Source organism: Enterobacter sp. 200527-13, from assembly GCF_027924865.1.
GTDB lineage: Bacteria > Pseudomonadota > Gammaproteobacteria > Enterobacterales > Enterobacteriaceae > Enterobacter > Enterobacter ludwigii.
Genome location: NZ_BSCM01000006.1, coordinates 91,916 through 112,062, shown reverse-complemented (window position 1 = coordinate 112,062; position 20,147 = coordinate 91,916). Strand labels below are relative to the sequence as shown.

General features: G+C 55.4%; 22 protein-coding genes. 9 read left to right on the top strand and 13 right to left on the bottom strand.

Going from position 1 to position 20,147, the window contains the following annotated elements:
• Nucleotides 1-3: 3 nt before the first annotated feature.
• From proX to QMG44_RS18225, 8 genes are all read right to left on the bottom strand, one after another.
• Nucleotides 4-1,002: a glycine betaine/L-proline ABC transporter substrate-binding protein ProX gene (gene proX / locus QMG44_RS18260; protein WP_014171321.1), complete on the bottom strand. Its 999-nt coding sequence runs from the start codon at nucleotides 1,000-1,002 to the stop codon at nucleotides 4-6.
• A gap of 9 nt (nucleotides 1,003-1,011) precedes the next feature.
• Nucleotides 1,012-2,076 carry a glycine betaine/L-proline ABC transporter permease ProW gene (gene proW, locus QMG44_RS18255; protein WP_014171320.1) on the bottom strand — a complete coding sequence of 355 codons (1,065 nt, stop codon included), beginning with the start codon at nucleotides 2,074-2,076 and terminating at the stop codon, nucleotides 1,012-1,014.
• Nucleotides 2,069-3,271 (bottom strand): glycine betaine/L-proline ABC transporter ATP-binding protein ProV, encoded by a 1,203-nt coding sequence (gene proV / locus QMG44_RS18250; protein WP_014171319.1) that lies wholly within the window; start codon nucleotides 3,269-3,271, stop codon nucleotides 2,069-2,071. The genes proW and proV overlap by 8 nt, the downstream gene beginning before the upstream one ends.
• Nucleotides 3,272-3,604: 333 nt before the next feature.
• A complete protein-coding gene (gene nrdF, locus QMG44_RS18245) occupies nucleotides 3,605-4,564 on the bottom strand; it encodes a class 1b ribonucleoside-diphosphate reductase subunit beta (protein ID WP_020883863.1) in 960 nt (319 codons plus the stop codon).
• A gap of 9 nt (nucleotides 4,565-4,573) precedes the next feature.
• Nucleotides 4,574-6,718 (bottom strand): class 1b ribonucleoside-diphosphate reductase subunit alpha, encoded by a 2,145-nt coding sequence (gene nrdE, locus QMG44_RS18240; RefSeq protein WP_086532183.1) that lies wholly within the window; start codon nucleotides 6,716-6,718, stop codon nucleotides 4,574-4,576.
• The gene (gene nrdI / locus QMG44_RS18235) at nucleotides 6,691-7,101 is read right to left on the bottom strand and encodes a class Ib ribonucleoside-diphosphate reductase assembly flavoprotein NrdI (protein ID WP_086532184.1); all 411 of its coding nucleotides are present in this window, start codon (nucleotides 7,099-7,101) and stop codon (nucleotides 6,691-6,693) included. The genes nrdE and nrdI overlap by 28 nt, the downstream gene beginning before the upstream one ends.
• Nucleotides 7,098-7,337, bottom strand: a complete 240-nt coding sequence (gene nrdH / locus QMG44_RS18230) for a glutaredoxin-like protein NrdH (RefSeq protein ID WP_020883865.1) — start codon at nucleotides 7,335-7,337, stop codon at nucleotides 7,098-7,100. Before nrdH ends, nrdI begins: the two co-directional genes overlap by 4 nt.
• A 252-nt stretch (nucleotides 7,338-7,589) precedes the next feature.
• Nucleotides 7,590-7,916, bottom strand: coding sequence for a DUF883 domain-containing protein (locus QMG44_RS18225; RefSeq protein WP_014171314.1), 327 nt, complete (start codon nucleotides 7,914-7,916; stop codon nucleotides 7,590-7,592).
• A gap of 160 nt (nucleotides 7,917-8,076) precedes the next feature.
• Between QMG44_RS18225 and QMG44_RS18220 the strand changes: the two genes are divergently transcribed.
• Entirely contained in the window at nucleotides 8,077-8,421 is a 345-nt protein-coding gene (locus QMG44_RS18220; protein ID WP_006811693.1) for a DUF2002 family protein, read from the top strand.
• 32 nt (nucleotides 8,422-8,453) lie between these two features.
• Here the strand turns inward: QMG44_RS18220 and alaE are convergent, their stop codons facing one another.
• Nucleotides 8,454-8,903 (bottom strand): L-alanine exporter AlaE, encoded by a 450-nt coding sequence (alaE, locus tag QMG44_RS18215; RefSeq protein WP_020883866.1) that lies wholly within the window; start codon nucleotides 8,901-8,903, stop codon nucleotides 8,454-8,456.
• Nucleotides 8,904-9,397: 494 nt separating this feature from the next.
• Between alaE and stpA the strand changes: the two genes are divergently transcribed.
• Nucleotides 9,398-9,802: a DNA-binding protein StpA gene (stpA, locus tag QMG44_RS18210; protein ID WP_020883867.1), complete on the top strand. Its 405-nt coding sequence runs from the start codon at nucleotides 9,398-9,400 to the stop codon at nucleotides 9,800-9,802.
• A 38-nt stretch (nucleotides 9,803-9,840) separates the two neighbouring features.
• Here stpA and QMG44_RS18205 read toward each other — a convergent pair whose 3' ends face one another.
• The 3 genes from QMG44_RS18205 to QMG44_RS18195 all read right to left on the bottom strand — a co-directional run bounded on the left by QMG44_RS18205 (nucleotide 9,841) and on the right by QMG44_RS18195 (nucleotide 10,930).
• Nucleotides 9,841-10,020, bottom strand: coding sequence for a hypothetical protein (locus QMG44_RS18205; RefSeq protein WP_014171310.1), 180 nt, complete (start codon nucleotides 10,018-10,020; stop codon nucleotides 9,841-9,843).
• A gap of 79 nt (nucleotides 10,021-10,099) precedes the next feature.
• Nucleotides 10,100-10,621, bottom strand: coding sequence for a rhodanese family protein (locus QMG44_RS18200; protein WP_014171309.1), 522 nt, complete (start codon nucleotides 10,619-10,621; stop codon nucleotides 10,100-10,102).
• Between the two features lie 9 nt (nucleotides 10,622-10,630).
• Nucleotides 10,631-10,930 (bottom strand): helix-turn-helix transcriptional regulator, encoded by a 300-nt coding sequence (locus QMG44_RS18195; RefSeq protein WP_020883869.1) that lies wholly within the window; start codon nucleotides 10,928-10,930, stop codon nucleotides 10,631-10,633.
• 179 nt (nucleotides 10,931-11,109) lie between these two features.
• On the opposite strand from QMG44_RS18195, the gene QMG44_RS18190 reads away from it, so the two are divergent.
• Complete coding sequence (locus QMG44_RS18190; RefSeq protein ID WP_032678825.1) at nucleotides 11,110-11,268, top strand: YqaE/Pmp3 family membrane protein; 159 nt, start codon at nucleotides 11,110-11,112, stop codon at nucleotides 11,266-11,268.
• Here the strand turns inward: QMG44_RS18190 and QMG44_RS18185 are convergent.
• Nucleotides 11,265-12,194, bottom strand: coding sequence for a LysR substrate-binding domain-containing protein (locus QMG44_RS18185; protein ID WP_020883871.1), 930 nt, complete (start codon nucleotides 12,192-12,194; stop codon nucleotides 11,265-11,267). The two genes, QMG44_RS18190 and QMG44_RS18185, sit on opposite strands and share 4 nt — an antisense overlap.
• A 320-nt stretch (nucleotides 12,195-12,514) precedes the next feature.
• Here QMG44_RS18185 and QMG44_RS18180 point away from each other — a divergent pair, with 320 nt between their 5' ends.
• From QMG44_RS18180 to QMG44_RS18155, 6 genes are all read left to right on the top strand, one after another.
• Nucleotides 12,515-13,120 (top strand): ankyrin repeat domain-containing protein, encoded by a 606-nt coding sequence (locus QMG44_RS18180; RefSeq protein WP_020883872.1) that lies wholly within the window; start codon nucleotides 12,515-12,517, stop codon nucleotides 13,118-13,120.
• Nucleotides 13,121-13,226: 106 nt separating this feature from the next.
• A complete protein-coding gene (fdrA, locus tag QMG44_RS18175) occupies nucleotides 13,227-14,768 on the top strand; it encodes an acyl-CoA synthetase FdrA (RefSeq protein WP_032680425.1) in 1,542 nt (513 codons plus the stop codon).
• Complete coding sequence (locus QMG44_RS18170; RefSeq protein ID WP_032680426.1) at nucleotides 14,768-16,183, top strand: DUF1116 domain-containing protein; 1,416 nt, start codon at nucleotides 14,768-14,770, stop codon at nucleotides 16,181-16,183. Before fdrA ends, QMG44_RS18170 begins: the two co-directional genes overlap by 1 nt.
• Nucleotides 16,184-16,194: 11 nt before the next feature.
• Nucleotides 16,195-17,739, top strand: a complete 1,545-nt coding sequence (locus QMG44_RS18165) for a hypothetical protein (protein WP_014171302.1) — start codon at nucleotides 16,195-16,197, stop codon at nucleotides 17,737-17,739.
• A gap of 44 nt (nucleotides 17,740-17,783) precedes the next feature.
• Entirely contained in the window at nucleotides 17,784-18,734 is a 951-nt protein-coding gene (locus QMG44_RS18160) for a carbamate kinase family protein (RefSeq protein ID WP_086532186.1), read from the top strand.
• 16 nt (nucleotides 18,735-18,750) lie between these two features.
• Nucleotides 18,751-20,130, top strand: a complete 1,380-nt coding sequence (locus tag QMG44_RS18155) for an amidohydrolase family protein (protein WP_044858461.1) — start codon at nucleotides 18,751-18,753, stop codon at nucleotides 20,128-20,130.
• Nucleotides 20,131-20,147 lie beyond the last annotated feature (17 nt).

Here is a 20,147-nt window from a genome sequence, read left to right as displayed (position 1 = left end):
CTCTTATGACTTCTGCGCGTCCATCGCTTCTTTTACCCAGCCATCAAACTGTTGCTGGTGGGCTTTGATCCAGCCATCCACGTGGCCTTTGATGTCAGCTTCGGACGATTTCCCCGCGTGCATCATCGCGTTCTGGGCGTTGATGTCCGCCAGAGGCAGTTTCATCACCGAGAACAGCTTCGCTGCCGCTGGGTTTTTCTCAGCCCAGGCTTTGTTAGCAACGATATGCATCGTGTTGACCGGGAAGCCATAGTTCATGCCGTTTGGCAGTTTGGTGTCGATATCTTTCTGCTCGCCCGGCAGGGAAGAGAAGGGGACCTGCAGCCACACCACGTCTTTCCCCGGCTTCAGCACGTCGCTCACCCAGTACGGTGTCCAGGTGTAATAGATGACCGGTTTACCCTCTTTGAAGCGGGCAATGGTGTCGGCCATCATCGCCGAGTAGTTACCGTGGCTGACGTCGACCGTTTTCGCCAGGTCAAAGGCTTTGTTCTGGTGATTAATCACCGCCTCACAGCCCCAGCCCGGCGAGCAGCCCATCATGTCAGCTTTGCCGTCACCGTTGGTGTCGAACAGTTTGGCAATCTTCGGATCCTTCAGCTGCTCGATATTGGTGATGTGGTACTGGTCAGCTGTTTTCTTGTCGATCAGGTACCCCTGCGCCGCACCGGTCACGAAGGTGCCTTCGCGGTAGAATTTCTTATCCCCGCCGGCGGCGGCATACATGTCGTCGTGCAGCGGCTGCCAGTTGACGGCGGTAAAGGTGGCGTCACCGGAGGCAATCGAGGTGTAGCCCACGTTGTAATCCACTTCACTTGGGGTGTTGACCGTATAGCCCAGTTTTTCCAGCGCGCGGCTGACTAACAGCGTCTGGAAGGTCTCTTCTGAAATGGTGCTCTGAACCGGTTGCACGGTAATGCCTTTGCCCGGCAGGTCTGCAGCAAACGTGCTGGTGGAGACAAGGGTGGCAAACGCTGTGGCAAAAAGTACGCGATGTCGCATCGTTGTTCCTTATTTTCTGAATGGGCGGGTGATTAACCCGACAGGGCCGGTGCTATACCAGCGACGGTTGCCGCGACTGCGTGAATCACGACCGACAGCCTGCGTCAGGCGGTCAAGGATAATGGCGAGGATCACAATGCCGACGCCGCCCACGGTGGCCAGTCCCATATCAAGACGACCAATGCCGCGCAGCACCATCTGACCCAGTCCGCCGACGGCGATCATTGAGGCAATTACTACCATGGAGAGGGCCAGCATCAGCGTCTGGTTGACACCCGCCATGATGGTTGGCATCGCCAGCGGAAGCTGAACTTTAAACAGCATCTGGCGCGGGCTGGCACCAAATGAACGCGACGCCTCGATAAGATCGGCCGGTACCTGGTTAATCCCAAGTATCGTCAGACGAATGACCGGCGGCAGGGCGAAGATAATGGTCACCACGACGCCCGGCACGTTGCCGATACCAAACAGCATCACGATCGGCACCAGGTAGACAAACGCGGGGGTGGTCTGCATCGCATCCAGCAGCGGACGAATAATCTTCGCCGCCCGCGGACTGCGCGCCAGCCAGATCCCCATCGGCAGGCCGATAGCGACGCAGAAGAGCAGGGCGGTGAGCACCAGCGCTAAGGTAATCATTGCCTGCGACCAGGCGCCAATCGCGCCGATGGCAATCAGTGAGATCAGCGTGGCGACACCCATGCCGGCGCTGCCAAACTGCCAGGCAATCAGGGAGAAGAGCACAATAGCGACCGGCGCGGGCATGCCGAGCATCAGCTGCTGGAAACCGTTCAGGATGTAATCCACCGGTACGCGGATCCCCTGGAAGACTGGACGAAAGTGAGTCACTACCCAGTCGATCCCCTCCGTGACCCAGCTATCCAGCGGGATCAGCGTCTTATGAAACGGATCCATAATATTGAAGTGCTCTGGCGCAGGGGCCGGTGCACTGTTGAGCCAGTCCGCCGCGCCGCCATCGGTTGGCGCAGGCGTGGAAGACCCCCACGCATCGGCAGATTGAGCAGCGCTGTCCGCCGCCTCGGTGGTTCCCCACGGGTTAGATTGATCAGCCATTGTTTGTCCCCTCGCGATCTAAAGCCTGCAGCAACATGCGTTTTGAGATGATGCCGACGTACTGTTGTTCCTCACTGACTACCGGTACGGCACATGGGGCCTGACCAACGTGAGAGAGCAGCTCGCTGAGCGGCGTTTCGGCGTCCACGGCAAGCGGGGAGTCGATAACCGCCGCATCAATGCCCTGATTTTCGCTGAGTGCGGTTTTCAGGGAGTCGATGGAAACAATGCCAACAAATTTATTACCGCGTTCGATCAGATAACCGTATTCCCGATCTTCATCCTGCAACAGTTTCAGTGCAGAGCGCGGACCAAAGCCCGGTGTTTTGCGGATAAGACCGTTCGGTGAACGACGGGCGATATCTTTCGCACTAAAGACCTGGCTAATATCCACGCCGCGGAAGAAGGTGCGCACATAATCATTGGCCGGATTATTCAGAATTTCATCCGGCGTGCCGACCTGCACCACTTCACCATTTTGCATAATGGCAATACGGTCACCAATACGCATGGCTTCATCAAGATCGTGGGAAATAAAAACAATGGTACGCTGATGTTTAGCCTGTAATTTTACCAGCTCATCCTGCATCTCGGTGCGAATTAATGGATCGAGTGCCGAGAAGGCTTCATCCATTAATAAAATGTCTGGGTTAATGGCTAATGCGCGGGCTAATCCGACACGCTGGCGCATCCCGCCGGAAAGCTCATCCGGGTAGGCATGCGCATAATTCTCGAGGCCCACCTGACGTAATGCATCCAGCGCTTTTTCCTGACGTTCATTAGCGGTAACGCCCGCTAATTCCATGCCAAAGGCGGCATTATCCAGCACCGTCATATGCGGCATCAGCGCAAATGACTGGAACACCATTGCAATCTTCTTTCTGCGCACCTCGCGAAGTTCAGCCTCTGATATTCTGGCGATATCAATGCCATCAATCAGTACCTGTCCACGGGTGGGTTCAATCAGGCGATTGAGAAGGCGAACCATAGTGGATTTACCCGAACCGGATAACCCCATGATGACAAAAATCTCGCCTTCTTCAATGGCCAGACTGGCGTCTTTAACGCCAAGCGACAGCCCGGTTTTTTCCAGAATTTGCTCTTTTGAAAGGCCTTTCTCAATATATTTGAATGCGCGCTGAGGATGCTCGCCAAATACTTTATAAAGATTTTTCACTTCTAATTTAATTGCCATGCAATAGAGAGTGTCCTGTTATTTGTTTATGTCGATATCATTACCATGGTAAATAGTTAACTGGCATTACCCTAACATACTGAGAATCTGAGACAACCCTGGGTTTGCTTATGGCAGGAATTTTGCCGTAAGCGAAACGGCTGAATTTCCCATGAGTAAAGGGCTGAGCGTGGTTTGAATTTTTCTGAATTTTTTGCTTTTGCACAGCGGCATTTCGCCTGAATCGGAGTGATTCAGGCGAATATGAACGGGGAATTACAGTGTAGTTGCCCGTGAAATATTAGGGAGGAAATTGTTAGATTTATATTAAATTAATGAACGTTAATCCGCTCATTAAAAATCCCAGTCCTCATCTTCGGTCTCCACCGCTTTGCCCATCACATACGACGAACCAGACCCGGAGAAGAAATCGTGGTTTTCATCGGCATTGGGTGACAGTGCCGCCAGGATCGCCGGGTTCACGTCGGCCATTTCCGGTGGGAAAAGCGCTTCGTAGCCGAGATTCATCAGCGCTTTATTGGCGTTGTAGCAAAGAAACGCTTTTACCTCCTCCTCCCAACCGGTACCGGCGTACAATTCTTCGGTATAACTCAGTTCGTTCTCGTACAAATCCATCAGCAAATCGAGGGCAAAACCTTTTAACGCTTCGCGCTTTTCTTCGCTGACGTTCTCCAGCCCTTTCTGATATTTATAGCCGATGTAGTACCCGTGTACGGCTTCATCACGAATGATGAGGCGAATTAAATCGGCGGTGTTGGTCAGCTTGCCGCGGCTCGACCAGTACATCGGTAACCAGAAGCCAGAATAGAACAGGAAGGATTCCAGAAACACGCTGGCAATTTTCTTCTTCAGCGGTTCGTCGGCCTGATAATACTCCAGCACCAGGCTGGCCTTTCGCTGCAATGACTCGCTTTCTTCGCTCCAGGTGTACGCCGCGTCCACATCTTTGGTCTGGCACAGCGTCGAAAAAATCGAGCTGTAGGAGCGGGCATGGACCGCCTCCATAAAGCTGATGTTCGACATCACCGCCTCTTCGTGAGGCGTCAGCGCGTCGGCCATCAGCGCAGGGGCACCGACGGTATTTTGAATGGTGTCCAGCAGCGTCAGACCGGTGAACACACGGATCGTCAGCTGCTGTTCGGCGTGGCTGAGGGTTTGCCAGGCCGGAATATCGTTTGAAAGCGGGACTTTTTCCGGCAGCCAGAAGTTGCTGGTCAGGCGGTTCCACACCTCCAGGTCTTTATCATCCTGAATTTTATTCCAGTTAACGGCACTCACGCGTGACAGTTTCATCCTTTCTCCTTACAGCGCGCAGGACACGCAGCCTTCAATTTCGGTGCCTTCCAGCGCACGCTGGCGCAGGCGAATGTAGTAGAGGGTTTTGATCCCTCTCTTCCAGGCGTAAATCTGCGCCCGGTTAATGTCACGCGTGGTGGCGGTGTCCGGGAAGAAGAGCGTCAGCGACAGCCCCTGATCCACGTGTTTTGTCGCCTCGGCGTAGGTATCAATAATTTTCTCAGGGCCAATCTCATACGCGTCCTGATACAGGGCCAGATTGTCGTTGGTCATAAACGGGGCAGGGTAGTAAACGCGCCCGGTCTTACCTTCCTTGCGGATCTCAATCTTCGACACAATCGGGTGGATACTCGACGTGGCGTGGTTAATGTAAGAGATTGACCCGGTTGGCGGTACGGCCTGCAGATTCTGGTTATAGATGCCGTAACGCATCACATCGTCCCGCAGCTGCTGCCACATCTCGCGGGTGGGCAGGAGAACCCCGGCATCAGCAAACAGCTGGCGCACTTTGTCGGTTTTCGGCTGCCAGTCTCCTTCCAGATATGGCCTGAAGTACTCACCGCTGGCGTAACGCGACTGTTCAAAGCCCGCAAAGCGCTGGTTACGCTCGCGCGCCAGCATCATAGAGGTATGCAGCGCATGCCAGGTAATGGTGTAAAAATAGAGGTTGGTGAAATCCAGTCCTTCCGGGCTACCGTAGGCGATACCTTCCCGCGCCAGATAGCCGTGCAGGTTCATCTGCCCAAGGCCGATGGCGTGCGAGGCAGCATTACCAGCTTCAATGGACGGCACGCTGCGGATGTGGCTCATGTCTGACACCGCGGTCAGCCCGCGAATGGCGGTCTCCACCGTGCGGCCAAAATCGGGGGAATCCATGGTGTGGGCAATATTCAGCGACCCGAGGTTACAGGAGATGTCTTTGCCGATGTCGGCGTAGTCCAGGTTTTCGTCATACGTGGATGCGCTGTTCACCTGCAATATCTCGGAGCAGAGGTTGCTCATATTGATTCGCCCGGCAATCGGGTTCGCACGGTTGACCGTATCTTCATACATGATGTACGGATAGCCGGACTCAAACTGAATTTCGGCCAGCGTCTGGAAGAAATCGCGGGCGTTAATGTACTTCTTACGAATGCGATCGTCGGCCACCAGATCGTGATACAGGGCGCTTATCGCCACATCACCAAACGCTTTCCCGTAAATACGCTCAATGTCGTAGGGCGAGAAGAGCGCCATCTCGGCATTTTCTTTGGCGAGCGCAAAGGTGATATCCGGAATCACCACCCCAAGCGACAGGGTCTTAATGCGGATTTTTTCATCGGCGTTTTCACGTTTGGTATCCAGGAAGCGCAAAATATCCGGATGGTGCGCGTGCAGATAGACCGCCCCCGCGCCCTGACGTGCCCCCAGCTGATTGGCATACGAGAAAGCATCTTCCAGCATTTTCATGACCGGAATCACGCCGGAGGACTGGTTTTCGATGCGCTTAATTGGCGCACCGGCTTCACGCAGGTTCGACAGCAGAAACGCCACACCGCCGCCGCGTTTAGAGAGCTGCAGCGCCGAATTCACCGCGCGACCAATCGACTCCATATTGTCTTCGATGCGCAGCAGGAAGCAGGAGACCAGCTCGCCGCGCTGGGCTTTTCCGCAATTGAGAAAGGTCGGTGTGGCGGGCTGGAAACGGCCGGAGAGCATCTCATCCATCAGGCGTTCTGCCAGCGTTTCATCGCCCTGCGCGAGCGTCAGGGCAACCATCACCACGCGGTCCTCGAAGCTTTCAAGATAGCGTTTGCCGTCGAACGTTTTCAGGGTATAGCTGGTGTAAAACTTCCATGCGCCAAGAAACGTCTGGAAACGAAAACCGCGGCTATGGGCCTGCCCGAACAGCGTCTCCACGAAGGCACGATCGTACCGGGCCAGCACGCGCTCTTCGTAATAGCCTTCCTTGACCAGATAATCGAGACGTTCATTCTGGCTTGCAAAGGTCATGCTGTTGGGGCGGACGTGGGTGGCGATAAACGCCTCCACCGCTTCATGATCTTTGCCAAACTGAATGTGCCCCTCACGGTCATAGAGGTTCAGCATTGCGTTTAATGCGTGGTAATCCGGTGTCGCCTGAATTACACGTTCTGCGGTTGTCGTTGCCAAAATTCGTTCACTCCTTTACGCACGTTCTCTACGTCCTGCTGTGTCCCTATCAGTTCAAACCGATAGAGATACGGCACGCCGCATTTTTGAGAAATGACATCCCCGGCACGGCCAAAGGCATCGCCGAAATTGCGATTGCCCGCAGCGATAACGCCGCGAATAAGCTGTCGGTTGTGGGGATCGTTGAGAAAGCGGATCACCTGGCGAGGCACGGCCCCCGCGGTGCCACCTCCACCATAGCTCGGGACCACCAGAATGTAGGGGTCGTCTACCCGGATTCGTTCCCGCTCATTAAGCGGGATACGTATCGCAGGCAGCCCGACGCGCTCAATAAAGCGGAGCGTGTTTTCCGAGCTGCTGGAGAAGTAGACCAGCCCACTCATGCCCTGGCGGCCTGGGCGGCGAGGCGGTTAATCATGTCGGGGCGAAAGCCGGACCAGCTGGTCTCCCCGGCGACGACGACCGGCAGCTGGCGAAAACCTTGCGCCCGCAGGGTATCGGCAGCTTCGGGCTGCAGGTCAATATTCACCATCTCAAAGGCCACTCCACGGCTTTCCATTGCACGTTTTGTCGCGTGGCACTGAACACAATCGTTACGAGTGTAAATAATAATGCTCATGATTCGTATTTCCATTTAAAATGAGAGAGCGGCGCGAATCATCGCGTCAGGTTGTGTGTATCTTGCTAAAGGGAATACTAGATGTAGTTGTCGTAAGTTTCAACCATACAAGATATGGGAATTTCAGATTGATATGGCCCCAATGATGAGCACAGCGGGGCAGGGCGGGCTGTACGGCGTTTTCAGGCGCGCAGGCAAAGAAAAGCCCCGGGGGCTGACGCGACCGGGGCGTATACGGACAGGCTGAGACGACTATTTGCGCAGGCTAAGCAGCGCCCCCACGAAGATACCCACCGCGGCTACCGTACCAAGCGTACAGAGGGGTTTTTCGCGAACGAAGGTATTGGCGCAACTGATGGCATCGCAGGCAGCCTGCGTGGTGCGCGAACGCCCATTCATGCGGGCGCGGGTTTCACGTAGCAAAGACTGAGCCTTACGTTTTGCGGCATCCGCTTCGTCCTTCGCACCGGAACCCCAGGATTTCAGCACTTCTTCCAGCGAGTCCGCTAATTGGCTGACATCGTTACGAATGTCCTGTGTGTCGTCGTTAATATCGTTTCGGTTCGGTCTGTTAAACATACGATCCTCCGTAATTTTGCGTTCCCGTTTAGTTTAGTCCAGAAATTTAATATCTGAAGCGCGTCACGCGTTATCTGGCAGTTTATGGAATATTCTGAAAGCCCTGCTAATGCTGAATACTGTAAGGTTGCCGGGCAGGAAAAGATAACGAGGAAAAGATATGTATTTACGACCTGATGAGGTGGCGCGCGTTCTTGAAAAAGAGGGATTCACCATGGATGAGGTGACATCAAAAGCGTATGGATATCGCCGTGGCGAGAATTATGTTTACGTTAATCGTGAAGCAAGAATGGGACGTACCGCTCTCATTATTCACCCGACGCTGAAAGACAGAAGTTTGTCATTTGCTGAGCCTGCCTCGGATATTAAAACCTGCGATCATTATCAGCAATTCCCACTGTATTTAGGTGGTGAAACGCATGAACATTATGGTATTCCGCATGGCTTCAGTTCGCGTATGGCGCTGGAGCGGTTTTTGAAGGGACTGTTTGGCGACGTACAGTAAATCTGCGACTGGCATTCGCCAGTCGCCTCACATCATGCTTTGGCCTGGCTATACTGGCTGACCTTAAACAGGCGGCGACAGTAGTCGAGAAAATAGCCATACACGGCACCCATCAGCATTGAAATCACGATATTTGAACTGACCGCTGCGACGATTTGATGCCAGTCTGCGCCCACTGTCAGCAGAATAGCCACGTAAACCGGCGACTGGAACGTCACGTATGCCAGAACGTCGGCGAGGTTTTTCACCCACCCTGACGGGCTAATACGACGCGCAAAGCGCATGACCGCATCGCGGTATAATCCGTAAGGCCACGCAATAATAATGTTGACCGGAATTGCCACCAGACGAGAAGAAAGTGACTGCTCAAAGGACATTCCGGAGAGGAAAATTTCGATCAGCATGTTCACGACGGAACAGTAAACAACCATCGCGAAGGTATCCGCTACCGCATGGCGCAGGCGAGATTGCGGTGAGAACATGTCTGAACTCCTTGAGAAGAACACAATAGAAACGATTTTTCCCTCAGCGGTTAGTGCTTTAGGTTGGTTTGTCAGTCGTGTATAGCGTATATCTCTGCCTTTGAACTAACAACTAGTTATTAATTTTTATTTAGTCGCGTTTTGTCCACAAAATTCTCTAAAATTGCGTGTTTTTTGTTCGGTTCGTTATAATCTGTCCCTGCCGTCAGTTTTTGTATGTAAATCAATCTGTTGATCTTAAGCGTGCCGAAGCGAACGTTCTGCCCGAACGACGACAGTGCGGCATGCTTTGATTTGGATTAAATCTAACCGTTTATACTGAGATAAAGATTGAATCCGGCGGTATCGACAGTTATCCGCCGATATTATTAAACGCGATATTTTAAAACATTTACATTTTTAGCAAGACGTGCCCGCGGGTAGATATTCCAGGCGAAATGAATTATTCTCTTGTCGATTTTTCGATTTACCCTAAAGAAAAGGTTTTCAAATATATGTCTTTGACGTTACAGAATCTTAATAATATCCGAACTCTGCGTGCGATGGCGCGTGAATTATCCCTGGACGTTCTTGAAGAAATGCTGGAAAAAGTCAGGGTCGTTGCTGAAGAGAAACGGAGTGAGCTGGCGGAATTAGAGCAACAACGCGCTGAGCAGCAGGAAAAAATTAATGCCCTGCTGGAACTGATGAAAGCTGATGGTATTTCACCGTCCGATCTCCTCGGTTCAGATATGGCGCAGGCCGGTAAGCCAGCGAAAAAACGTAAACCGCGTGAAGCGAAATATCGCTTTATTGATCTCAACGGTGAAGAGAAAACATGGACCGGTCAGGGGCGTACGCCAAAGCCTATTGCCAATGCACTGGCAAACGGTAAATCACTGGATGATTTTCTGATTTAATCCATGAGCCGGGCGGAGGACTCCGCCCGGTTGCCTGTTTAGCAGACGCCGAAATCACCCTCTTCGGTATACAGGGCCAGGTCTGCGGCCTTCAGGGTAAATTTCTCGCCTTGCTCATTGCTGGCCTGAACCGCCACAACGCTATCGCCGTTCACTTCGAGTACTTTCAGTTTTGGGCCGCCTTTACGCGGTTGCACATAATCACCGACAGAAAACATACTACCTCCTCATCGTTTCAATGATCTTCACCTTAGCCCACGTCTGATACCGGGTACAGCGTATTTCACCGATTACTGCTTACGAGGTACGCCGGTTCCAGGGCATCACTTTCAGCAGTCTCGCCATTCCGCAAAACCCGGTCAGCCCGGCAAACAGCAGCCCGGCACCCACAAAGCCGCTCAGCAGGAAAAAGCCGCTGGAGAGCGTAAAGCCCAGCACGACCCCGCACAGGGTGAGCAGCCCGGCGGCAATTTGTACCTGGCGCATCAACGGCAGCGGCTGTGATGTGTCTTCCTGCGTGATCAACCCGGCCTGCTTCCACCCCTGAATTCCGCCTTCAACGATAAACGCCTGAGCAGGCGCGGCAGCCTGAGCAAGGCGGGCTGCGTTCGAGGATGTCCGGGCGCCAGACTGGCAGTGAAAAATCACCGTTTCGCCCGCGTGCGTCTCAAGCCCGCCGGGTAAGGTGTCCAGCGGCACGGACCGGGCGGCGGGAATATGCTCGCGGGCATATTCGTCGGGATCGCGAATATCGATCAGTTTTGCACCTTCAGCAACGAGCGCATTGGCCTGCTGGGGTGAAATGAGCGGTAGTGACATGGTGGCTCCTTACGGGCAATAGAGGCTTTTCAGGGTGCTGATCAGCTGATGCACCGCATCGTTTTTAATGAAATACAGAATGCGCTGCGCTTCACGGGTGCTGTCGATAAGCCCCTCTTCACGCATACGCGCCAGATGTTGTGACGTGGCGGATGGGCTAAGCCCCGTCGCCCGCGCCAGATCGCCCGCGCTGGTACCCGGTGTACCGCACAGCATGCAGAGGATCAGCAACCGACGCGGATTGCTCATCGCTTTTAACAGGGCTGCGGCCTGTCCGGCGCTGGCCTGAAGTTGTTCGAGTTCAGTCATATTAGTTTAGTCTTTACTTAATTAAGGAAACTCTAAACTAATGGGGAGGATTAAGCCAGTGTCAAAAGCGTAAAAGAGGGTAAAAGGGCGATAAAGAGATGGCGCAGGCCGTTAAACTGGCTACGCTTAGAGAATGTTCTCTTTTTTATTTTCAATTGGTTAGCTTGCACGGAGTCGTTATGGGTTTTTGGCGTATTGTCTTTACTATTATCCTGCCACCGCTGGGCGTGCTGCTCGGCAAAGGGTTTGGCTGGGCGTTTATCATTAACATCGTTCTGACCTTACTGGGCTACATCCCTGGTCTTATTCACGCGTTTTGGGTGCAAAGCAAAAACTAAGCGCGCCACAATAGGTCGCTGTATATCCCGGTCAGCACGCCCTGTGGACCAAACTGCTGTTTGATCCAGCGCGTGACCTGGCCGGTCGCCGCATGCTGCGTGGCAAGCAGCATGCGTGAATCCTGACGCGGATTATTGATTCGCCGCGTGACCAGCAGCCCGTCCTCCACCGCCTCGCGGGCCATATATTCCGGTAAAAAACCAATCCCGTCCCCAAGGATCTGACACTGGCATTTGGTGTTGAAGTCGGGCACCAGAATCGCCTCCTGGCCGTGCAGCAGCCAGCCGACCTTCTTGTTTATAGTGTGCGCCGTGTCTTCCACCATGATGTTGGGGTACAGACGCAGCTGGCTTTCGGCTATCGGCTCCGGCACGAAGGCCAGCGGGTGTTCCGGCGCGATGGCGAATACCCAACGGATGGCACCGATCTCGGTGTAATCAATGCCGCCGCCGTCGAGCAGGGTATCCGGTGCGCCAATCGCGATATTGGCCTGGTTGTTGATAATGGAGTCCCAGACGCCGTTGTAGACCTCGGTCGTGACGGTGATCTGGCAGGTAGGAAACTGTTTTTTCAGCACCTGCAGCAGCCGCGCCGTATGGCGTGGGGTGTACAAAAGCTGGTTGATGCATATGCGGACCCGCGCCTCAATGCCCTGCGAAATGGTGTCTATCCCGCGCTTGATGGCATGAAAATCATTCAGCAGGTCGGTCGCTTTACGGTAAAAGTAAAACCCCGACTCGGTCAGCTCAATGCTGCGCGTATTGCGTACAAACAGCACCACATCCAGCCCGGTCTCCATTCGCTTGATGGTGTAACTGATGGCAGAGGTGGTTACGCCAAGCTCGGTGGCGGCTTTGCTGAAGCTGCCAAAGCGTGCCGCCGTGGTGAAGGCCAGCAGGTTCTCTTCAGTAAAGATGGAATTCATATTACGGCTCCTGTTAGCCATCAGTTTTGAACATATTTTAACAGCGCTGTTACAACGCATATGACGACGGTCACAGTTCTGATTATTCGCGTCGAGCCGCGTCATGTCAGGCTTCATCAGGCATAAGCAGAATGCTGTCTGAGGCGAATAAAAGCGCTAAAACATAAGTAAAAGATTGCACGGCCGCACATTTTGGCTAAATTGTTGAATTTAACTCAATAATGAATTGACTGTCGATGAATGATTTTTAAGCGGATTCTTTTCTCACCAGGCTGTTGCTATTCTCAGGTCATGAGCAATACATCATGGGGAGTCTGAATATGTCTGCGAACGAACTCGTTACTGAATTTTTGCTGGCGGCAGAGCAGGGCAATATTGACGGGCTAAAAGCCTGCCTTGAAAAAGGTGTCGATATTAATGCCACTCAACGCCAGAAAAGAACGGCCGTTATTATTGCCAGCCTGAAAAAACATTATGACTGCGTGGCATTTTTAATTGCTGCCGGAGCAGATATTGATCAACAGGATCAGACCTGTTTTAACCCCTTCCTGATTAGCTGCCTGACAAATGATTTAACCCTGCTGCGAATAGTCTTACCCGCCAACCCGGATCTTGATCGCCTGACCCGCTTCGGTGGCGTCGGCATTACGCCTGCCAGCGAGAAAGGGCACGTTGAGATTGTGCGCGAGCTGCTGGAGAAAACCGATATTAACGTCAACCACACCAACTTCGTGGGCTGGACGCCGCTACTGGAAGCGATTGTCCTCAACGATGGCGGCGCGAAACAGCAGGAAATTGTAAAGCTGTTACTGGATAACGGCGCAAATCCGCACATGACCGATAAATACGGCAAAACCCCGCTCGAACTGGCGCGGGAAAAAGGCTATCACCAGATAGCAGACCTGCTGCTGGCCGCAGGCGCGTAATTCCTTCGGCCAGCCTTTTCCGGCTGGTCGCTCATTCAGACAGTATTTTACCGACGTGCCTATTGCACGACGGCGGCCCCCTTTTATCCTCATTCAGGAGAAAATAATGCCCACCAAAATCGTCATAAAAAAGAATACTTATTTTGACTCGGTGTCATTGATGTCGGTTTCCACAAAGGCCAATAAATTGCCGGGCGTTGAGCAGGCTTTTGTGGCTATGGCGACAGAAATGAACAAAGGCGTATTAAAAAATCTCGGGCTATTAACGCCGGAATTAGCGGATGCCAAAAACGGCGACTTAATGATCGTGATTAAAGGCGAGGCGGCGAATGACGAAACGCTGGCAGCCATCGAAGCGCTTTTCACCCGCAAGGAGAGCGGCGGGAGCCATGAAGCGCGTTATGCCACCCTTGCCAGTGCGAAAACCCATCGTCCTGAGAGCAACCTGGCGGTGATTTCGGTAAACGGCACGTTTGCCGCCCGCGAAGCACGTCAGGCGCTGGAAAACGATCTCAACGTCATGCTCTTCTCCGACAACGTCAGCCTTGATGACGAGCTGGCGCTGAAGCAGCTGGCACACCAGAAAGGGCTGCTGATGATGGGGCCGGACTGCGGCACGGCCATTATCAACGGTACCGGGCTGTGCTTCGCCAATGCGGTGCGCCGCGGACCGATCGGTATTATCGGGGCGTCCGGGACCGGCAGCCAGGAGCTGAGCGTGCGGATCCATGAATTCGGCGGAGGCGTGTCGCAGCTGATTGGCACCGGCGGGCGCGATCTGAGCGAAAAGATAGGTGGCCTGATGATGCTGGATGCCATCGCGATGCTGGACGCTGACGACGCCACCCAGGTGATTACCCTCATCTCTAAACCGCCTGCGCCGTCGGTGGCAGAAAAAGTGCTGGCCCGCGCCCGCACCTGCCGCAAACCGGTGGTGGTCTGTTTCCTCGGTCGTCATCAGCCGCCGGCTGATGAGGGCAACCTGCAGTTCGCCCGTGGCACCAAAGAGGCGGCGCTGAAGGCCGTGCTGTTAACGGGGGTGAAAAAAGAGTCTCTCGACCTGCATCCGCTGAACTGGCCACTGATCGAAGAGGTGCGTGCCCGGCTGACACCCCAGCAGAAATACATCCGCGGCCTGTTCTGCGGCGGCACCCTGTGCGATGAGGCCATGTTCGCCGCGCTGGAAAAGTTCGACGACGTCTACAGCAACATTCAACCCGATCCGGCGAAACGGCTGGACGATATCAACGTCAGTAAAGCCCACACCTTCCTTGATTTTGGCGATGACGATTTCACCCACGGCAAACCGCACCCGATGATCGACCCGACCAACCGCATCAGCCGCCTGTTGCAGGAGGCGCGTGACCCCGAGGTGGGCGTGATCGTGATGGACTTTGTCCTGGGCTTTGGCGCGCACGAGGATCCGGTCGGCGTGATGCTTGAGGCCATAAAAGAGGCGCAGGCGACGGCGAAAGCCGATAACCGCCCGCTGGCAATTCTCGGCTATGTGCTCGGAACCGACCAGGACTCACCGTCCCTGGCACAGCAGTGTCAGCTTCTGACCGAGGCAGGGGTGATCTGGGCGAGCAGCAGCACCAACACCGGATTACTGGCACGTGAATTTGTCTTTAAAGGGGAGACTGCCTGATGACGACCTTATTTAACCAGCCGTTGAACGTGATTAACGTCGGTATCGCGCTGTTCAGTGCGGATCTCAAAAAGCAGCATATCCCCGTGACCCAGCTCGACTGGACGCCGCCGGGGCAGGGGAACTTGCAGGTAGTAGAGGCGCTGGATCAGCTGGCCCTTGCGCCACTGGCTGACAAAATCGCCGCCGCCAATAAGATTGCCCTTGAGCGCATTATCCAGTCCCATCCGGTGCTGGTGGGCTACGACCAGGCGATCAACGTTGTGCCGGGCATGACCCGCACCACCATTCTGCACGCCGGTCCGCCCGTCAGCTGGGAAAACATGTGTGGCGCAATGAAAGGGGCCGTGACCGGGGCGCTGGTGTTTGAAGGGCTGGCACGCGATATCGACGACGCGGAGCGCGTGGCGGCGTCAGGGGCAATCACCTTCTCGCCCTGTCACGAGCACGACTGCGTAGGCTCAATGGCGGGCGTCACTTCGGCATCGATGTTTATGCACATCGTTGAGAACAAAACCTACGGCAACCGGGCGTTCACTAACCTTAGCGAGCAGATGGCGAAGATCCTGCGCATGGGCGCCAACGACCAGAGCGTTATTGACCGCCTGAACTGGATGCGTGACGTGCTCGGCCCGATGCTGCGCGATGCCATGAAAATCATTGGTGAAATCGACCTGCGCCTGATGCTGGCCCAGGCGCTGCACATGGGCGACGAGTGTCATAACCGCAACAACGCCGGCACCACGCTGCTGATCCAGGCGTTGACGCCCGGGCTGATTCAGGCCGGGTATCCGGTGGCACAGCAGCGTGAGGTGTTTGAGTTCGTCGCCAGCAGCGATTACTTCTCCGGCCCGACGTGGATGGCGATGTGTAAAGCCGCCATGGATGCCGCACACGGTATTGAGTACAGCACCGTGGTCACCACCATGGCGCGTAACGGCTACGAGTTCGGCCTGCGCATCTCCGGGCTGCCGGGGCAGTGGTTCACCGGCCCGGCGCAGCAGGTGATAGGGCCCATGTTCGCGGGCTACAGGCCGGAAGACTCCGGGCTGGATATTGGCGACAGCGCCATTACCGAAACCTACGGTATCGGTGGTTTTGCGATGGCCACAGCCCCGGCGATTGTGGCACTGGTGGGTGGCACGGTGGATGAAGCCATCGATTTCTCCCGTCAGATGCGCGAGATCACCCTCGGTGAAAACCCGAACGTCACCATTCCGCTGCTCTCGTTTATGGGCATTCCAACCGCCATCGACATCACAAAAGTCGCGGGCAGCGGCATTCTGCCGGTCATTAATACCGCCATTGCTCACAAAGATGCAGGCATTGGCATGATTGGGGCGGGCATCGTTCACCCGCCGTTTAGCTGTTTTGAAAAGGCGCTGTTGACCTTCCGCGATCGCTACTTTTTATAAGGCATGCATCCATGAAAAACATGAAACTGGAGTGGAAAAGAGGTGACTGGGCGGCGTATTTCGGGTTGATGACCAACAACCTGACCAATTTGCTGACCATGATGGGGCTGCTCATTTTTGTCGTCGGCATCCCGAAGGAGATTGTTTATGGACGCATTGCGCCAGCCTTCGGGCTGGCGGTGCTGGTCGCGAGCGTCTGCTACGCGTGGTTTGGCCTGCAGATGGCGCGCCAGACCGGGCGTACGGATGTCACCGCGCTGCCGTCTGGCCCAAGCGCGCCGTCAATTTTCACCGTGACCTTTCTGGTGCTGATGCCGGTCTACCAGCAAACCGGTGATGCGGATTTCGCTATCCAGATTGGTCTGGTGTGGTGCTTCGTGGAGGCGATGATTCTGGCGGGCGGTTCGTTCCTGGGGGAAACCATCCGCAAGATGATCCCGCGTACTGTCCTGCTGTCTTGCCTGTCCGGGCTGGGCCTGCTGCTGCTGGCGATGAACCCGATGCTGCAGGCGTTTGAGGCACCTACCGTGTCGTTCATCGTGCTGCTGCTGATCTTTATTAACTGGTTTGGTAAAAAGCCGATCTTCGCCAAAATCCCGACCGGCCTGCTCTTGCTGATTGCCGGTACCGCGCTGGCGTGGATCTCCGGTCTGCAGAGCCCGGAGGCCATCAAAGCCTCGATGTCGTCGTTTGGCTTTAACCCGCCGGAAGTGCATGTCGACAGCTTTATGCAGGGACTGCCACACGCATTACCGTACCTGGCCTCTGCCGTCCCGCTGGGTCTGGCGAACTACATTTTTGACCTGGAAAATATCGAAAGCGCCCACGCGGCGGGGGATGAGTACCCGACCCGCAAGGTGATGCTGGCAAACGGGCTGGCCTCCATGCTCGGGTGTCTGATGGGTAACCCGTTCCCGGTGACGGTTTACGTCGGTCACGCGGGCTGGAAAGCGATGGGGGCCAGCATTGGCTACACGCTGGCCTCCGGTGTGACCATGTTTATCGTGCCGCTGTTCGGGCTGGGGGCGTTTATGCTCGCCATCATACCGATGACCGCCATCGTGCCGATTCTGGTGTTTATCGGGGTGGTGACCGCCAACCAGGTAGTAAGGGAAACGCCCAAAGTGGAGGTTCCCGTGATCTTCATCTGCCTGTTCCCGTGGATCGCCAACTGGGCGCTGACCATGATGAACAGCGTGATGGGCGCGGCGGGGACCAGTGCGGCGAAAATTGGCACCGACGTGCTGCACAGCAAAGGGATCTACTACCAGGGACTGGTGCATCTGGGTAACGGCGCACCGCTCGCCAGCATGCTGTGGGGCTGCATCGCTATCTTCGCCATCATCAACAAACCGCTGCGCGGAGCCGTGGCCGCCGCCGTTGGGGCGTTGCTGGCGCTGTTCGGCGTGATCCACGCGCCAGTGGTTGGCTTTGCCGAAGGCAGTTCGCTGATGTTTGTCACGGCCTACCTGATGATGGGGGGCATGTTTGTGGTGAAGCATTTTCTTGATAGCCGCGACGCGGTGAGCGCGGCAGCGCCGGTTTCGGAGTCCTGATAATGGCTGATGTCCTCACCCCGCACCATTTCAAAGGAAACACTATGAAAGAGCTCATGGTCGTCGCCATTGGCGGCAACAGCATTATCAAAGATAACGCCAGTCAGTCCATTGAACACCAGTCACAGGCCGTGAAATTGGTTGCAGAGTCAGTGCTGGAGATGCTGGCGTCTGACTATGACATCGTGCTCACTCACGGTAATGGCCCCCAGGTGGGGCTGGATCTGCGCCGCGCTGAAATTGCTCACGAGCGGGAAGGGCTACCCCTCACGCCGCTGGCAAACTGCGTGGCGGATACCCAGGGCGGTATCGGCTACCTGATCCAGCAGGCGCTCAATAACCGCATGGCCGCCCACGGCGAGCAAAAAGCGGTCACGGTCGTCACGCAGGTGGAAGTGGATAAACACGATCCGGGTTTCGCCCATCCCACCAAACCTATCGGCGCGTTTTTCAGTGAGACGCAGCGTGATGCGCTCCAGCATGCCCATCCTGACTGGCATTTTGTTGAAGACGCCGGGCGCGGTTATCGCCGGGTGGTGGCCTCACCGCAGCCGCTGCGTATCGTTGAAGGGGAGGCTATCAAGACCCTGACGCAAAAAGGCTTTGTGGTGATCGGGGCGGGCGGTGGTGGTATTCCGGTGGTGCGCACAGCGCAGGGGGATTACCAGAGCGTCGATGCGGTGATTGATAAGGATCTCTCGACCGCGCTGCTGGCCCGCGAGATCCATGCCGACGTGCTGGTGATCACCACCGGGGTGGAGAAAGTGTGCATCAACTTTGGTAAGCCAGACCAGCAGGCGCTGGATACGGTGAATGTGGCGCAGATGAAACGCTACGTGGCGGAGGGGCACTTCCCGGCGGGCAGCATGCTGCCGAAAATCGTCGCCTCGCTGGCGTTTCTGAACGACGGCGGCAAGCGCGTGATCATCACCTCGCCGGACTGCCTGCCTGCGGCGCTGCGCGGTGAGACCGGTACCCACATTGTGAATGCGTAAGTAAAAGGAAGAGAAGATGAGTGAGAATAAAAGCCGACGCGAGTTTATTAGCCAGAGCGGCAAAATGGTTACCGCCTGCGCCCTGTTTGGCACCACCGGATCCGTCGCGTATGCTGCAGAGACCGCGAAACCACGTTGTGAGACAGGCAAACCGATGAACATTACCGCCAGACACTACTACCTGGATAACGTGCTGCTGGAGGCCGGGTTCAACGTTGACGGCGGCGTGGCGACAAGCACCCGCACCGAACTGAAAACACTCGAAATTAATGACGGCAAAATTGTCGCCCTGCGTGATAACAAAAGCCATGCCGATGCCACGCTGCCACACTATGATGCAGGCAGTAAGCTGATGCTGCCGGCAATGCGCGACATGCATATCCACCTGGATAAAACCTTTTACGGTGGTCCCTGGCATTCCCTTAACCGCCCGGCGGGCACGACCATTCAGGACATGATCCGTCTTGAACAAAAATTGCTGCCAGAGTTACAGCCCTACACGCAGGAGCGTGCGGAAAAGCTTATCGATCTGATCCAGTCGAAAGGCTCCACCCTCGCCCGCAGCCACTGCAATATTGAGCCGACATCCGGCCTGAAGAATCTGGAAAATCTCCAGGCCGTCTTAGCGCGCCGCAAGCCGGGGTTTGACTGTGAAATTGTCGCCTTCCCGCAGCACGGCTTGCTGTTGTCGCACTCCGAAACGCTGATGCGCGAGGCCATGCAGGCTGGCGCACACTACGTGGGCGGTCTGGATCCGACTAACGTGGACGGTGCGATGGAAAAATCCCTCGACACGATGTTCCAGATTGCGCTGGATTATGACAAAGGGGTGGACATCCACCTGCATGAAACCAGCCCGGCAGGCGTCGCGGCGGTGAACTACATGGTAGAGACCGTGGAGAAAACGCCCGCGCTGAAGGGCAAACTGACCATCAGCCACGCCTTCGCGCTGGCCACGCTCAACGAGCAGCAGGTCGATGAAATCGCCACCCGCATGGCGGCGCAGCAGGTGACCATTGCCTCTACGGTGCCGATTGGCACCCTGCATATGCCGCTGAAGCAACTCCGTGACAAGGGGGTGTTCGTCATGACCGGCACCGACAGCGTCATTGACCACTGGTCGCCGTATGGGCTGGGCGATATGCTGGAAAAAGCCAATCTTTACGCCCAGCTCTATATTCGCCCGAATGAACAGACGCTCTCCCGCGCGCTGGGTATCGCCACCGGTGATGTGCTGCCGTTGAACGACAAAGGCGAGCGCGTGTGGCCAAAAGCGCAGGACGATGCCAGCTTTGTGCTGGTGGACGCTTCCTGTTCCGCCGAGGCCGTGGCGCGGATTTCACCGCGCACCGCGACCTTCCATAAGGGCCATCTTGTGTGGGGCACCGTCTCCTGACGCCACGTCGGGGTATT

Bases quoted from the DNA above. Each gene is read 5' to 3' on its own strand.
- proX (WP_014171321.1), bottom strand. From the start codon at position 1,002: ATGCGACATCGCGTACTTTTTGCCACAGCGTTTGCCACCCTTGTCTCC.
- proW (WP_014171320.1), bottom strand. From the start codon at position 2,076: ATGGCTGATCAATCTAACCCGTGGGGAACCACCGAGGCGGCGGACAGC.
- proV (WP_014171319.1), bottom strand. From the start codon at position 3,271: ATGGCAATTAAATTAGAAGTGAAAAATCTTTATAAAGTATTTGGCGAG.
- nrdF (WP_020883863.1), bottom strand. From the start codon at position 4,564: ATGAAACTGTCACGCGTGAGTGCCGTTAACTGGAATAAAATTCAGGAT.
- nrdI (WP_086532184.1), bottom strand. From the start codon at position 7,101: ATGAGTGGGCTGGTCTACTTCTCCAGCAGCTCGGAAAACACGCTCCGC.
- nrdH (WP_020883865.1), bottom strand. From the start codon at position 7,337: ATGAGCATTATTATTTACACTCGTAACGATTGTGTTCAGTGCCACGCG.
- QMG44_RS18225 (WP_014171314.1), bottom strand. From the start codon at position 7,916: ATGTTTAACAGACCGAACCGAAACGATATTAACGACGACACACAGGAC.
- QMG44_RS18220 (WP_006811693.1), top strand. From the start codon at position 8,077: ATGTATTTACGACCTGATGAGGTGGCGCGCGTTCTTGAAAAAGAGGGA.
- alaE (WP_020883866.1), bottom strand. From the start codon at position 8,903: ATGTTCTCACCGCAATCTCGCCTGCGCCATGCGGTAGCGGATACCTTC.
- stpA (WP_020883867.1), top strand. From the start codon at position 9,398: ATGTCTTTGACGTTACAGAATCTTAATAATATCCGAACTCTGCGTGCG.
- QMG44_RS18205 (WP_014171310.1), bottom strand. From the start codon at position 10,020: ATGTTTTCTGTCGGTGATTATGTGCAACCGCGTAAAGGCGGCCCAAAA.
- QMG44_RS18200 (WP_014171309.1), bottom strand. From the start codon at position 10,621: ATGTCACTACCGCTCATTTCACCCCAGCAGGCCAATGCGCTCGTTGCT.
- QMG44_RS18195 (WP_020883869.1), bottom strand. From the start codon at position 10,930: ATGACTGAACTCGAACAACTTCAGGCCAGCGCCGGACAGGCCGCAGCC.
- QMG44_RS18190 (WP_032678825.1), top strand. From the start codon at position 11,110: ATGGGTTTTTGGCGTATTGTCTTTACTATTATCCTGCCACCGCTGGGC.
- QMG44_RS18185 (WP_020883871.1), bottom strand. From the start codon at position 12,194: ATGAATTCCATCTTTACTGAAGAGAACCTGCTGGCCTTCACCACGGCG.
- QMG44_RS18180 (WP_020883872.1), top strand. From the start codon at position 12,515: ATGTCTGCGAACGAACTCGTTACTGAATTTTTGCTGGCGGCAGAGCAG.
- fdrA (WP_032680425.1), top strand. From the start codon at position 13,227: ATGCCCACCAAAATCGTCATAAAAAAGAATACTTATTTTGACTCGGTG.
- QMG44_RS18170 (WP_032680426.1), top strand. From the start codon at position 14,768: ATGACGACCTTATTTAACCAGCCGTTGAACGTGATTAACGTCGGTATC.
- QMG44_RS18165 (WP_014171302.1), top strand. From the start codon at position 16,195: ATGAAAAACATGAAACTGGAGTGGAAAAGAGGTGACTGGGCGGCGTAT.
- QMG44_RS18160 (WP_086532186.1), top strand. From the start codon at position 17,784: ATGAAAGAGCTCATGGTCGTCGCCATTGGCGGCAACAGCATTATCAAA.
- QMG44_RS18155 (WP_044858461.1), top strand. From the start codon at position 18,751: ATGAGTGAGAATAAAAGCCGACGCGAGTTTATTAGCCAGAGCGGCAAA.